The organism is Sporotomaculum syntrophicum (assembly GCF_009932395.1).
GTDB classification, from domain to species: Bacteria; Bacillota; Desulfotomaculia; order Desulfotomaculales; family Desulfallaceae; genus Sporotomaculum; species Sporotomaculum syntrophicum.
Map to the genome: position 1 here is coordinate 333,204 of NZ_LSRS01000003.1, position 12,720 is coordinate 345,923.

Here is a 12,720-nt window from a genome sequence, read left to right on the forward strand (position 1 = left end):
CTTGCCATGGACCCGATACCATTTGAACCGGAGAACTGAACTGTTTACATAATCACAGGTATTTTTTTCCCGCACTCCAAACAGACCCCGCCTCCCAGCTCTCCGATCTGGGTTTGATAGCCCTGCCGGTTGATTAAAATACTGCCGCAGCCCGGGCAGGTTGTATCGGCAGCTGCCAGCTGTGGAACATTACCCAGGTACACATAACGCAGCTGCTGCCGGGCCAGGTTTTTAGCCATCTTCATCGTCTCCTCGGAGGTAGGCGGTAAGTCAAGTTTGTAGTTGGGAAAATAACGGGAAAAATGCAGCGGTATATTCGGGTCTATCCCGGCCAGCCAATCTACCAAACGTTTAATTTCCTCCGGACTGTCGTTTAAGCCGGTGACCAGTAGAGTGGTGATTTCCATGTGGCATTGCCCGTAAACCGTCTCCACCGTACGCAAAACAGGCTCCAGCCGGCCAGCACAGGTCGAGCGATAAAAATCATCGGTGAAAGCCTTCACATCAATGTTCATGGCGTCAATGTATGGCAGCAGGGTTTGCAGTGGCTGTTCATTGACATAGCCATTGGTAACCAGCACATTTTTGAGACCGGCATCATGAGCCAGCCTGGCTGTGTCGTACACGTATTCATACCACATGAAAGGCTCCGAGTAAGTATAGGCCAGTCCCACGCAGGGATAACCGCGCTCCCTTTGCTGTAAGGCCAGCTCCACCGCCTGCTCCGGCTCCAGGCGGGTAGTCTGCGGGGTCCCCTGGGCAATCTGCCAGTTCTGGCAGAAACCGCAGCGCAAATTACAACCCACCGTGCCCAGGGAAAGGATTAGCTGTCCGGGGTAAAAATGGTAGAGGGGTTTTTTTTCAATTGGGTCAAGGGCATAAGAGGAGCACTCGGCATAATTGACGGCATAAAGAGTGCCCCCCACATTTTCCCGTACCCGGCAAAAGCCCCTTTTGCCCGGGGCAATATTGCATAGCCTGGGACACACTTTACAGTTAACCTGTTCTTCAGGTCCTTTGGTATAGAACATTACCTCGTGCCGCATCACACCAACTCCTTGTCACAGATAGTAGGTAAGCATAAACTATTACCAAACCTAATGGTACCGCACCACCTCAAAACGCTCCAGACGAACTTTCTCTCCCGGGCTAATGCCTGCTTTTTGCCTGGCGATCGCCACCTGTTCATCAACGGTATCGATACCCTCCAAATCCGGCAGCAGCAGCCCCCGCCTGCCGCCCGCGGAAACAATCACGCCGTATTTATGGGGATCCAGCTCGTCCAGGCCGTGTACAGGCTCCGGCTCGCCTAAAATATCCACCGAAATATCCAGCTCGGGCAATTCCTCCGGCTTCACCGGGTAAAAACGGGGATCCCGGATAGCGGCGCTGACGGCATTCTCGGCAATTTCCTCGGCAATATTGTTTTTTGTGGGAGCAATGGTGCCGATACAACCCCTCAGCCGGCCATGCTTCTTCAGCGACACAAACACCCCCGCCCGGCGCCCGGCGAATTCCTCCGGCACCTCCTGGGGCTTAAATTCATCCCGCCCGCCATGATAATAGTTCTCAAGCACCCTGCGGGCCAGCTGCACGGGATAACTTTCCGCCGTCCTTTTTTGGCCGGCCCGGTCCAGAACCAGGCGCCGGATTTTATCCTGCAGCCGGCGCTGCTCGTCCCGGGCGCCGGGCACCAGGGAGGCTACCAGGTAGCCGACCCCGAACGGCCCTTCATAAGACAGCACCTCGCTGGTTATCTCCACCCCATCCAATGCGCCCAGCATCATGATGATGGACCGCAGACCACACTCACCGGCCTGTTCAGCCAGCTCAGGATCAAGCCCGCATATACCCTCCACATCCCCCACGCGCACCAGTTTCACCAGCCGGTGGTCAAATTCCTTGCCGGCCGGATGGTAGCCATTCGGCGCATCCAGGGTCAAACGGTGGGAAAGATCAGAACTGGCCAGCACAGCCACGTGTTTATTTAATTCCCCCGCGGCTTCCCGAAGGGCGACCCCGAAGGAATACAGTTGGTAAAAGGGCAGCAGTCCCATTGAGACATGCACGAGAGGAATATGCACACCCGCTTGCCGGAGAAAATATAGCGGTGCCATGATGCCATGGTCCAGCCCGGTGGTGACGCCATAACGCCTGGCCAGGGTACTGTCGATACCCGCCACTGTGATATTCTGCAATCTGGCCTTGTTCTGTATTTTTTGCACCAGAGCCAGATCATTGGCCAGTGCAAAGCGCACCCCGGGAGCATTAAACTGGCCCAGATTGCCACTCAGTTCCTTTTCGGCGTTGATCCCAATACCATCGCTGAATACAGTGCCGTGGGGAGAAATCATAACCAGTGTTTCAGCGTCGCTTTCACTTAACCGCCGTCCCAGTTCCAACATCGCTTTTTTTGTGTTGGCCACCTCATTATCCCGGCCCTGCCCCACTTCAGGTACCATCACCGGCGGGTGAGGACAAATACCGCAAAAAACAATCGACATAGGTTATACCCGCACCGCGGCCCGGCCGCTGCGGGTGCTCAACTCCTTCCTTAAATAACTGGTCCTATTATATTGTTCATTAAGCCCGGTGCTATATACAAAATAAACTGCCCACCTGCTAAAATAACCCGCCCACGGGCGTACCACCAAAATAAAACGGTGACCATGCTCCCGGCCTAGCTGCCGTTATGCAAAGTCATGTTTTGATTCTGTAAAACTTCGGAATGCAACATCCAAAGTCTTTCCAAAGCTTAAGACAAACCGCTATAGACAAAATAGCTACCCAGCACCAATAAAAATAACCCACACACCGCTATGACACCACGGTAGAATTGTTGATTTAAAAACCTGCGCCCACCGGCCACTGCCCCCGATATAAACCCGTACCAGATGAAATCGGCCAGCAGGTGCCCGCCCATAAACGCAAGCAGCCCGGCCGTACCCCGAGCCATTGCAGTGGTGATATAGGCCAGACCGATTGTCGCCCACCAAATACTCCAGTAAGGGTTAGACAAGCTAACCAATATGCCTGCCAATACCGGATGAATCCTGTATCGCCGGGCCGCCTGTTCACCGGTTATTTCCTCAACCTCGGGTGTCAGCTGCAAGGAAACCTTGCCCTGCCGGGCATCCCGGTACATGGTCCAGCCCAGGTAAATTAAAAAAGCTCCTCCAGCCAGAGCAATAACCATATGCACCTGTTTAGCCAGCAATATTTCGACTGCTCCCCACAACAGCAGCAGCACCAGCAGAACTTCCAGCAGGGCATGCCCCACCATTAACAGCGGCCCGGCAATAAAACCGCGCCGAACGACTTCACCAATGGTCACTGTCAACAGCGGTCCTGGCATGGCTGCGCCGGAGAAGCCAACCACCAGCGCAGTTATAAAAATTGCACTTAAGTCCATACCCGTACTCCCCCGTAACTTATCTTAACTTAATTAATTATACGTGTTAAAATATATATCCAGGTAGGGCGGCCAAACATCTTACAGACTAGCCCGGTAAACCTGCTACATAAGCCTGATAATTAATTATAAGCAAAATCTTTACCAAGTAACAGGTTATCATGGTAGAATTTAAATAAAATCTTATTATGTTAAGCCAACCTGGTTTATTTTCAATACCAATATACTGATCCGGAAAGCTTGTATTGCTTTAGCATATAAATTGAAGGATTGAAAATATTGTAACTATAAAAAAGTATCTTTTTTCAAGGTAAAAAAAACTTTATATGGGGAGATAATGAACATGGCATATACAACTCTGCTGGTGCGAAAAAATGAACACATTGGTATAATCACTTTAAACCGCCCGGAAAATTTAAATACTTTTACTACTGTAATGGCTCAGGAAATTAACCGGGTCCTGCATGACCTGGAACAAGACGCAGAAATCCGGGTCATCATTATTCAAGGCAAAGGCAAAGCCTTTTGTGCCGGGGTAGATGTAAATGAGATGAATGGTAAAAACATGGTGGAACGCCTGAACTGGGTTAATTTAATGGGTCAGCTGAGCTTAACGATTGCTTCTATGGGTAAGCCGGTGATTGCCTCTGTCCAGGATCTTGCTATAGCCAACGGCACTGGCATAGTATTGGCGGCTGACCTGGCTATAGCCGCCGAAGGCGCACGTTTCGGCACTACCGCAGTAAACCTCGGCTTGTTCTGCATGGGTCCGGCGGTAGCCCTATCCCGTCATGTAGGCAAGAAAAAAGCGCTGGAAATGCTTTTAACCGGGGACATCATTGACGCAGAGCAGGCTAAGCAGCTTGGCCTGATCAATAAAGTTGTCCCCCGGGAGGAACTGGAAACTGAGACCTTGCAACTAGCACAAAAAATTGCCGCTCAAAGTCCTCTGGCCGTACAAATGGGTAAAAAGTCCTTTTATAAAATGTGCGATTTAGAATACGCTAAAGCCTATGAATTGGTTAATCACCATTTTGCCATCCTGTGCTCTACCGAAGATGCCCAGGAAGGAGTCAATGCCTTTTTAGAAAAAAGAACACCACAGTGGAAAATGCGTTAAACACTATATAAAGCCCTGGTTAAATAAACTACGCCATATCAACAGTACCTTATTAGGAGGATCAGAGCAAATGCCAGCACACCCGCACACAATGGAAGCAGATGCAATAATCGCTCATCTTCAAACGGATCTGGAAAATGGGCTGAATAGTGAACAGGTACAACGCCGCCTGGCCGAGCACGGCGAAAACAAGCTTCAAGAACAAGCCGGCATCTCCCCCTGGGTTATTTTATTAAACCAGTTTCGCAATATTATTACTGCTTTATTGCTAGTGGCCACGGCTATTTCTCTGCTGCTGGGTGATTATATTGAAGCGGTGGCTATAATAGCGGTGATTATCCTGAACGCGGCATTTGGTTTTGTTACCGAATATAAGGCAGAGCAAGCGATGGATGCGTTAAAAAAGATGGTGACCGCCACTGCCAAGGTGGTGCGTGACAGTAAGTTGCAGGAAATTGCCGCTGAACAACTGGTACCCGGCGATATTTTGGTCCTGGAGGAGGGCGACCGGGTTACTGCCGATGCCCGTTTGGTGGTAGCCGAAAATTTGGCTACAGTAGAAGCTTCTTTAACCGGTGAATCCCAGCCGGTAAATAAAAAAATAGATGTACTGGAGCAAGCCAACCTGCCCCTGGGCGATCGTAAAAACATGGTTTACATGGGCACGATGGTGGTCCGAGGCAATGGGCACGCTGTAGTCACCGCTACCGGCAGCCATACTGAAATAGGCGGTATTTCCTCTTTGCTTGAACAAACCGTTTCCGAGGAAACCCCCTTGGAAAAGCGCATGGCTGTTTTAGGTCGCTCCTTGGCCGGCATCAGCCTGGTTATTGCTGCAGTGATGGTAGCTGTAGGTATTGCTATGGGACACCCGGTGTTTGAGGTTTTAGAGACAGCCATCGCCCTGGCTATCGCCGCAGTACCCGAAGGGCTGCCTGCCGTTTTCACCATTACCCTGGCCATCGGCATGGCCCGCATGGCTAGGCAAAACGCGATAATTCGGCGTTTACCGGCGGTGGAAACTCTGGGTTCAACCACGGTAATCTGCACCGACAAAACCGGTACCCTGACCGAGAATGCCATGACTTTGGAACAAATTTGGCTGGGGGGGCGGCTAATCTCGGTAACCGGTTCCGGTTACACACCCGAAGGAGATTTTTTGGACGATGGCCGCAAGGCAGAGGTGCAGAGTGATTTGGCGTTATTTCTGCAAGCCGGTGCTTTGGCCAGTAACGCTTCTATCAATAAAAATGAAACCGGCCAGTGGGATGTGGTGGGTGATCCTACGGAGGGTGCCCTGGTAGTGGCCGCGCTAAAGGGTGGCTTCGACCCCGAAACAGCCAGGAGGTCGGGTTATAGGGAATTGAAGGAAATCCCCTTTAACTCTGATGAAAAGCGCATGGCCGTCTATTACAGCCTGCCCGACGGGAAAATACAGGTAATGGCTAAAGGAGCTCCGGGGGTAATCCTGGAAAGCTGTGCCTCACTGCTCAAAGACGGTGCATTAGTGCCCATGGATGAACAGGTAAGGCAGCAAGCCCTGGCAGCAAATGAGCAAATCGCTCATCGGGGTTTGCGTGTGCTGGCCGTAGCTTATCGCCCGGTACAATCTATAGCAGAAGAACCCTACCGGGACCTGATCCTCATCGGTCTGGCTGGCATTATGGACCCGCCCCGGGAGGAAGCCAAGCAGGCCATCGAGGAGGCTACCCAGGCCGGCATCCGCACCATCATGATCACCGGAGACCAACCGGAAACCGCTCAAGCCATCGGCAAGCGCCTGAGCCTGCCCCAAGGTGACATTATCCACGGTGCTGCCCTGCACAACATGTCCAAAGAACAGTTAACCGCTGAACTAGCCCATACCAGCATATTTGCCCGGGTCACCCCCAAGGACAAGTTAGAGATTGTGGATGCCCTGCAGGACAAGGGGGCAATTGTAGCTATGACCGGAGATGGCGTGAATGATGCCCCGGCCTTAAAGGAAGCAGATATCGGGATTGCTATGGGCATACAGGGCACCGTGGTGGCTAAAGAGGCGGCCGACATGGTCCTGGCGGACGATAATTTTGCCACTATTATTAAGGCCGTCAAGGAAGGCAGGGTTATCTTTGATAATATTTCAAAGTTTATTCACTACCTGTTTTCCTGCAACCTGAGTGAAATCCTGTTCATCTTTATCACTCTGCTACTGGGTCTGCCCCTGCCCCTGGTGGCCTTGCAGATTCTGTGGCTAAACCTGGTGACGGATGTTTTCCCTGCGCTGTCCCTGGGCTGGGAACCTGCCGATAAGGGCATCATGAAGCGCCCGCCCCGCGAACCAGGCCAGGCTATTCTCACCAACCGGTTTAAATTACGCTTACTTATCCAGGGTATTGTGCTGGCGCTGGCAACCCTGGCAGCCTACCTGTATACCCTGAACACCACCGATAATTTGGACAAAGCCAGAACCGTGGCCTTCGCTACCCTGGCAGCGGTACAATTGCTGCATATTTTTAACGTGCGCAACGGCGGAGTCCTTAAACTGGATCGCACCTTATTCAACAACTCATACGTCTGGGGGGCTATAGTGCTGGTGCTTAGCTTGCAGACGCTGGCTATCTATCAGCCTTTGCTTAACCGAGTACTGCATACAGTACCGTTAGACATGGGTGATTTAATCATTGTCATATCAACTACCTTAGCTGCAATATTGATTATTCAGGTCATGAACCGGTTTAAATTTTTATATGAACGGTAAGCCGGAGTTGAGCGTCAAATCTCTAATCTAAGAACTATTATACTAACGCATTAAGCCGGCAGCTATTTCTACGGGGCATTATAGATTTCTCCTTTATTCTGCATAAAAGTCTCCGTAGCCTTTTCCTTGTCCACCGCTCCACTGGTAGGCGTGGCGTGTCCGGCAAAGTATTTGACCATGCCGGAATAGATGACATAGGCAAGTTTGCCTTGATAATCGACATCGCCCATTAATTTTTCTTCTTTGGCGTTGCTGATAAAGCCAATCTCCACAATAACTGCCGGCATTTTAGCATTACGCGTGGTATAATAGTCCACTGCTTTGGCTTTCCGGTTGGTATTTTTTAGTAGACGGATTAATTCCGATTGAATGCTGGTGGCAAGTTTCTTGCCCTCTTCCGAGCCTGGCTGGTAAAAAGTTTGCGCCCCGTGCTCCGTTGGTCCGCTTTTAAAACTATTGACATGCACGCTGATGAAAGCATCTGCATCGTGCTCGTTAGCCAGGGCTACCCGCCTGGCCAAATCCTGTCTTTTGCGTGTAAGCAGGCTGCCGCCTTCCTCGCTAAGGTCCATATCAGACTCTCTAGTCATTAGCACAATCGCGCCTGCCTGGCTTAAAACCGTGGCCAGTTTACGAGCAACCTCCAAGGTTATATCCTCTTCAATAGCCCCGGTTGGACCCTTAGACCCGGGATCGATACCACCGTGTCCCGGGTCTACCACAATCACCTTGTTAGCTAGCGACCAGGATAAAGCGGCTACCCGGCGGTTTTCCATATGATCATAAATAGCCCGCAGCGAAAAAAAACCGAGCACTAAAATAACAGTAAACAAACACAAATAACGAAATCTCACCCTGATTACCCGCAGCATTTATTCATCCCCTCCCGCACTTAACGGGGCTCATTTAGCCCCCGTTTAAAATTATGCGGGTGTCAAATTAGATATGTGGAAAAAAGCAAGCGCCTGCTGGTACCATAACGGCCACAAACACACGAACAGTACGGCAATCGAGGGTAATCGGAGCCTGAAAGATAAAAAAAGACCACCTTATCATTTCCGGTGGTCTGGGTTGCAAATTTAGTTTTTTAATAAGCTTAACGTTTGGAGAATTGCGGGGCGCGGCGGGCCTTTTTCAGACCGTATTTGCGCCTTTCCTTCATTCGCGGGTCGCGGGTTAAAAAGCCGGCTTTTTTTAGCACAGGCCTCAAGTTAGGGTCTGCCTCAACCAAAGCGCGGGCAATACCCAGTTTGACAGCACCGGCCTGACCACTGACACCACCGCCCAGTACTTTGGCCATGATATCGAATCGATTACTCGTGCCGGTTAACTCCAACGGCTGGCGAGCTATAATTTGCAGCGTCTTCCTGCCGAAATATTCCTCCAAACTTTTATTATTAATCGTCATTTTGCCTTCGCCGGGGCGAAGAAAAATCTTAGCTACCGCATCTTTCCTGCGTCCGGTTCCATAAAATTGCACAAAAGCCACTCATGCTCCTCCTTTCGACCGTTACATTTCCCAAATTTCCGGCTTTTGAGCCGCATGGGGATGTTCACTACCGCGATATACCCTTAGTTTCTTGGCCATATTTCTGCCCAGGCTGTTATGGGGCAACATGCCGGTAATTGCCTTGTAAACGGCCAATTCGGGTTTGTTTTGCATTAACTTTTCATAGCTGGTGGCTTTCAATCCACCGGGATAGCCTGAGTGCTTGTAATACATCTTCTGGCGCAATTTATTACCGGTAAGAATAACCTTATCAGCATTAATAATCACTACATGGTCACCTGTATTTACGTGGGGCGTAAAAATTGTTTTATGCTTCCCTCTTAACAGCCTGGCAGCCTCAGTTGCCAAACGTCCCAGGACCTTACCCTCACCGTCAATTATGTACCATTTGCGCTGGACATCGGCGGGCTTGGCCATATATGTCGTCCTCATACTATTATTACCTCCTGCGTGGTGAAAAGAAACCATACTGGCTAATCGGGGGCTCTTCGATTGCCACTAGGTCACACATGAAATTATTTTAATACATAGTATTTCCAGTGTCAAGGTAAAATAATTTATCGACAAACCGGTAGTTCATCCTTCATTCACCGAACGGTGCTTAGTGTTTGGATAACCACTACTAATATTCTACAAATTCAAGGCATAAGCCTTGAGGTGACATGGTCGGTCCGGCTAATGCCCGCTGTTTAGAGCTTAGTATTGTTTTAATCGCTTCCGGGTATATTTTACCTGTACCCACCTGTAATAGTGTACCGGCCATTATGCGCACCATATTGTATAAGAACCCATCGCCATTGAAAACAAACTGCACCAAGGACCCTTTACGTATAACCTCTGCACGGTACAGTGTGCGCACCGTAGTTTTCACTGTTGCTCCGGCTGCCTGGAAACATTTAAAGTCGTGTTCCCCCATTAAATATGCACAGGCCGCTGACATGGCTGCGTCATCCAGTGGAACCGGTAAAAAACTGCTGTACAAACGGTGAAATGGCGAGGGAATGCGGTTATTCCATATCGAATAGCAGTAAGTTTTAGACCTGGCGGATTTACGGGCATGGAAATCTTCCCCGACCTCCTGGGCGTCCGTTACGACAATATCACGAGGTAACAAGCCATTGATGGCCAGTGGCATACGTTCCACCGGTATAGGCCAACCCGCTGCATCAAAGTTAACCACTTGACCCCGGGCATGGACCCCCGAGTCGGTACGTCCTGCTCCAATTACCTGAACCCGGCGCCCCGCCATCCGGCCAAGGCACTGCTCTAAAACTTCCTGTATCGTAACCAATCCGGTACCCCGCTGTTCTTGAAAACCGTAGTAGTTCGTACCGTCATAAGCCAGGGTTAACTTAATATTACGCAAGGGCTCACCTCGCGGGAAAATATTGATCTATACAGTGCCTGCACAACAGGCAGTTCATTATAACGCTTTGGCAGTGATCACCGCTGCCAAAATAGCTGTATTGAGGAACAGCGCTGCATAATCTGCCGGTCTAAACCGCATAACGTGTAAACGGGAGCGAGCAGCGCCAACCCGGTAACACCTTATTTCCATAGCCAGGGCCAGTTCGTCGGCCCGGCTAAAAATATTCGTCAGCAGCGGCACCATAAAGGGAGTTAGCCGGCTTACTCGTTCCTTGATGCTGCCGCTGTTAAAGTCGGTTCCCCTGGAACGCTGTGCCAATAGCAGCATTCTGGCTTCATCAAATAAAGTAGGCACAAAGCGCAGTGCCAGGTTAATCATCATGGCCAATTCCTGTACAGGTACCCGCATCCGGCGTAGCGGTGACAACAGCCATTCCAACGCCATGGTCAACTGCAGAGGTGTGGTAGTAAAGGTTAGCACAGATGCCGCTAATAACAACACACTAATTCGCCACAATAACCACCCGCTATACAGCAAACCTTCACGGGATATCTTAATAAATCCCAGGGTAAGCAGCGCGTTACCAGGCGTAAAAAAAACTTGTAACACAAAACTAATGAGCAGCAGCACCCACAAAGGTTTTAAGCTTTGCCAGTACAAGCCCGGCTTGATGCCCGACAAGAGCACAACCAGCAGCGTCCATAGAGATACCAGCGTTAAACCGAGCGGATTAGATGTCATAAGCACAGCTGGAACTAGCAGTGCAATGCAGATTAATTTAGACCGTGGATCCAGGCGGTGCACCGGAGAGCCGGCCGGCAAATATTGACCCATCGAAATATTGTTCATAATGACGCTCCCCCCGGCCGGGCTCCGTTGGTCTGTAACAGTTGTTGCAGTAATTGGGCGACATCTTCTATGGACTGCGGCAATGAGGGTAAAGGGATACCCTCCTGGCTCAACCGCTGCGCTAGTTCCACAGCAAAGGGAGCTTTTAGACCTGCTCTATGCAGCAACTCAGTTTGACTCAGCACTTCCCTGGTGGGACCAATAGATAAGAGCACACCCTGGTGAAGCACCGCTACTCGCTCGGCAAAGACAGCTGCGTCCTCCAGGTGGTGGGTAATTAATATCACCGTCATTCCATGCTGCGCTTGAATTTCCTTTATGTTGGCCAAAATTAACTGCCTGGTTGCAGGTTCAAGTCCGGCCCCCGGCTCGTCCATAATTAGTATCCGGGGACGCATCGCCAGCACTCCGCAAATAGCCACTCGCCGGAGCATCCCACCGCTAAGGGTTCTGGGGTCCGCGGACAGTATTTCTTCCGGCAAACCTACCAGGGCAACCGTATCTTTGACCTGCTTACTCACCGTTGTACTGTCCCAGCCCAAATTACGAGGACCAAAAGCAATATCTTCAAATACAGTGTTACTAAAGATTTGCCTTTCCGGGAATTGGAAAACCAAGCCGACTTGCCGCCACAATTGCTGACGATGTTGTTTATCGGAAATTGCACGGCCTAACACCTTTACACAACCGGCGGTGGGTAACAGCAGACCGTTAAAGTGCTGCACCAGGGTGGATTTACCACTACCGGCTGAACCGGCAAGAGCGATAAATTCACCATCATACACCGTCAGCTCGATATCCCGCAGAGCCACTATTTCCAGCGGTGTACCGGGATAATATACATGCGTTAGTTCCTCTACTTCAATACACGGCATAAAAAATTTACCATATCCTCCATGGTGACAATTCCTACCGGCAGAGTAAAACCTTGTTCCACCAGCCGGTAAGCTAGTTCGCCGGCGCTGGTTGAGGTTAACCCAAGTTCATGCAACAGCTCAAACTGACTAAACAACGCTGCAGGCTCAGCATCAAATAACAAACAACCTTTGTCAAGCAGCCAAACCCGGTCGGCACAAGCAGCTTCATCCATATGGTGGGTGATTAGTACTACCGCTGTACCAGACTTGGAAAGACTGCGTAACACCTGCAGTACTTCCTGTCGGCCAAAAGGATCGAGCATCGAAGTAGGTTCGTCCAACACCACACATAACGGTTTCAAGGCCAGCACACCGGCTATAGCTAAACGCTGTTTTTCGCCCCCGGAAAGCATATGGGGCGGACGGCTGCGCATATCACTTAAACCAACTGCCGCTAACGCCTCTTCCACCCGGCGGAACACTTCGGCAGAGGGCAGGCCTAAATTTTCAGGGCCAAAGGCCACATCCTCCTCCACCACGGCAGCCACCAATTGATTATCAGGGTTTTGCATAACTAATCCAACGTTCCGGCGTATCTCTTGGCGCGATTCTGGCCTGGCAGTATCCAGACCATTTATCATTACCCGTCCGCCGGAAGTTAACAATAATCCGGCCATTACCCGGGCCAAAGTAGATTTACCGGAACCGTTAGGACCAATCACAGAAATAAACTCTGCTCTGCCGACACATGCGGAGATATCCTGCAGTGCGGCAAATTTACTGCCCGGGTAGGCATAAGATACACTTTCCAGTTCAATAAGTATATTGCTAGGACCGGGCATAACTAATAACTCCCTGCCTAT

12 protein-coding genes are annotated in these 12,720 nt (G+C 50.4%); 2 read left to right on the forward strand and 10 right to left on the reverse strand.

Annotation, left to right across the window (positions count from 1 at the left end; translation table 11 throughout):
* Positions 1–44 precede the first annotated feature (44 nt).
* The 3 genes from amrS to SPSYN_RS06555 form a co-directional block, all read right to left on the reverse strand.
* Positions 45–1,046 carry an AmmeMemoRadiSam system radical SAM enzyme gene (gene amrS / locus SPSYN_RS06545; RefSeq protein ID WP_243152946.1) on the reverse strand — a complete coding sequence of 334 codons (1,002 nt, stop codon included), beginning with the start codon at positions 1,044–1,046 and terminating at the stop codon, positions 45–47.
* Positions 1,047–1,097: 51 nt separating this feature from the next.
* On the reverse strand, positions 1,098–2,504 hold the full coding sequence (amrA, locus tag SPSYN_RS06550; protein WP_161821686.1) for an AmmeMemoRadiSam system protein A: 1,407 nt from the start codon (positions 2,502–2,504) through the stop codon (positions 1,098–1,100).
* 251 nt (positions 2,505–2,755) lie between these two features.
* On the reverse strand, positions 2,756–3,412 hold the full coding sequence (locus tag SPSYN_RS06555; RefSeq protein WP_161821687.1) for a LysE family transporter: 657 nt from the start codon (positions 3,410–3,412) through the stop codon (positions 2,756–2,758).
* Between the two features lie 343 nt (positions 3,413–3,755).
* Between SPSYN_RS06555 and SPSYN_RS06560 the strand changes: the two genes are divergently transcribed.
* Together SPSYN_RS06560 and SPSYN_RS06565 are read left to right on the forward strand one after the other, a co-directional pair.
* Positions 3,756–4,532, forward strand: a complete 777-nt coding sequence (locus tag SPSYN_RS06560) for an enoyl-CoA hydratase/isomerase family protein (RefSeq protein ID WP_161821688.1) — start codon at positions 3,756–3,758, stop codon at positions 4,530–4,532.
* 70 nt (positions 4,533–4,602) lie between these two features.
* Entirely contained in the window at positions 4,603–7,272 is a 2,670-nt protein-coding gene (locus SPSYN_RS06565; protein ID WP_161821689.1) for a cation-translocating P-type ATPase, read from the forward strand.
* Positions 7,273–7,340: 68 nt separating this feature from the next.
* Here the strand turns inward: SPSYN_RS06565 and cwlD are convergent, their stop codons facing one another.
* The 7 genes from cwlD to SPSYN_RS06600 all read right to left on the reverse strand — a co-directional run bounded on the left by cwlD (position 7,341) and on the right by SPSYN_RS06600 (position 12,699).
* Positions 7,341–8,144 carry an N-acetylmuramoyl-L-alanine amidase CwlD gene (gene cwlD / locus SPSYN_RS06570; protein WP_161821690.1) on the reverse strand — a complete coding sequence of 268 codons (804 nt, stop codon included), beginning with the start codon at positions 8,142–8,144 and terminating at the stop codon, positions 7,341–7,343.
* Positions 8,145–8,368: 224 nt separating this feature from the next.
* A complete protein-coding gene (gene rpsI, locus SPSYN_RS06575) occupies positions 8,369–8,761 on the reverse strand; it encodes a 30S ribosomal protein S9 (RefSeq protein WP_161821691.1) in 393 nt (130 codons plus the stop codon).
* A 21-nt stretch (positions 8,762–8,782) separates the two neighbouring features.
* A complete protein-coding gene (gene rplM / locus SPSYN_RS06580; RefSeq protein ID WP_161821692.1) occupies positions 8,783–9,214 on the reverse strand; it encodes a 50S ribosomal protein L13 in 432 nt (143 codons plus the stop codon).
* 190 nt (positions 9,215–9,404) lie between these two features.
* Entirely contained in the window at positions 9,405–10,148 is a 744-nt protein-coding gene (gene truA, locus SPSYN_RS06585; protein ID WP_161821693.1) for a tRNA pseudouridine(38-40) synthase TruA, read from the reverse strand.
* A gap of 57 nt (positions 10,149–10,205) precedes the next feature.
* On the reverse strand, positions 10,206–11,000 hold the full coding sequence (locus tag SPSYN_RS06590) for an energy-coupling factor transporter transmembrane component T family protein (protein WP_161821694.1): 795 nt from the start codon (positions 10,998–11,000) through the stop codon (positions 10,206–10,208).
* On the reverse strand, positions 10,997–11,875 hold the full coding sequence (locus SPSYN_RS06595) for an energy-coupling factor transporter ATPase (RefSeq protein ID WP_161821695.1): 879 nt from the start codon (positions 11,873–11,875) through the stop codon (positions 10,997–10,999). The genes SPSYN_RS06590 and SPSYN_RS06595 overlap by 4 nt, the downstream gene beginning before the upstream one ends.
* On the reverse strand, positions 11,857–12,699 hold the full coding sequence (locus SPSYN_RS06600) for an energy-coupling factor transporter ATPase (protein ID WP_161821696.1): 843 nt from the start codon (positions 12,697–12,699) through the stop codon (positions 11,857–11,859). The genes SPSYN_RS06595 and SPSYN_RS06600 overlap by 19 nt, the downstream gene beginning before the upstream one ends.
* Positions 12,700–12,720: the final 21 nt, after the last annotated feature.

What these genes read in the sequence shown, in the direction of transcription:
- SPSYN_RS06555 (WP_161821687.1), bottom strand. Translation starts at nt 3,412, where the DNA reads ATGGACTTAAGTGCAATTTTTATAACTGCGCTGGTGGTTGGCTTCTCC.
- SPSYN_RS06565 (WP_161821689.1), top strand. Translation starts at nt 4,603, where the DNA reads ATGCCAGCACACCCGCACACAATGGAAGCAGATGCAATAATCGCTCAT.
- SPSYN_RS06600 (WP_161821696.1), bottom strand. Translation starts at nt 12,699, where the DNA reads ATGCCCGGTCCTAGCAATATACTTATTGAACTGGAAAGTGTATCTTAT.
- SPSYN_RS06560 (WP_161821688.1), top strand. Translation starts at nt 3,756, where the DNA reads ATGGCATATACAACTCTGCTGGTGCGAAAAAATGAACACATTGGTATA.
- amrA (WP_161821686.1), bottom strand. Translation starts at nt 2,504, where the DNA reads ATGTCGATTGTTTTTTGCGGTATTTGTCCTCACCCGCCGGTGATGGTA.
- SPSYN_RS06590 (WP_161821694.1), bottom strand. Translation starts at nt 11,000, where the DNA reads ATGAACAATATTTCGATGGGTCAATATTTGCCGGCCGGCTCTCCGGTG.
- amrS (WP_243152946.1), bottom strand. Translation starts at nt 1,046, where the DNA reads ATGCGGCACGAGGTAATGTTCTATACCAAAGGACCTGAAGAACAGGTT.
- rplM (WP_161821692.1), bottom strand. Translation starts at nt 9,214, where the DNA reads ATGAGGACGACATATATGGCCAAGCCCGCCGATGTCCAGCGCAAATGG.
- cwlD (WP_161821690.1), bottom strand. Translation starts at nt 8,144, where the DNA reads ATGCTGCGGGTAATCAGGGTGAGATTTCGTTATTTGTGTTTGTTTACT.
- SPSYN_RS06595 (WP_161821695.1), bottom strand. Translation starts at nt 11,875, where the DNA reads ATGCCGTGTATTGAAGTAGAGGAACTAACGCATGTATATTATCCCGGT.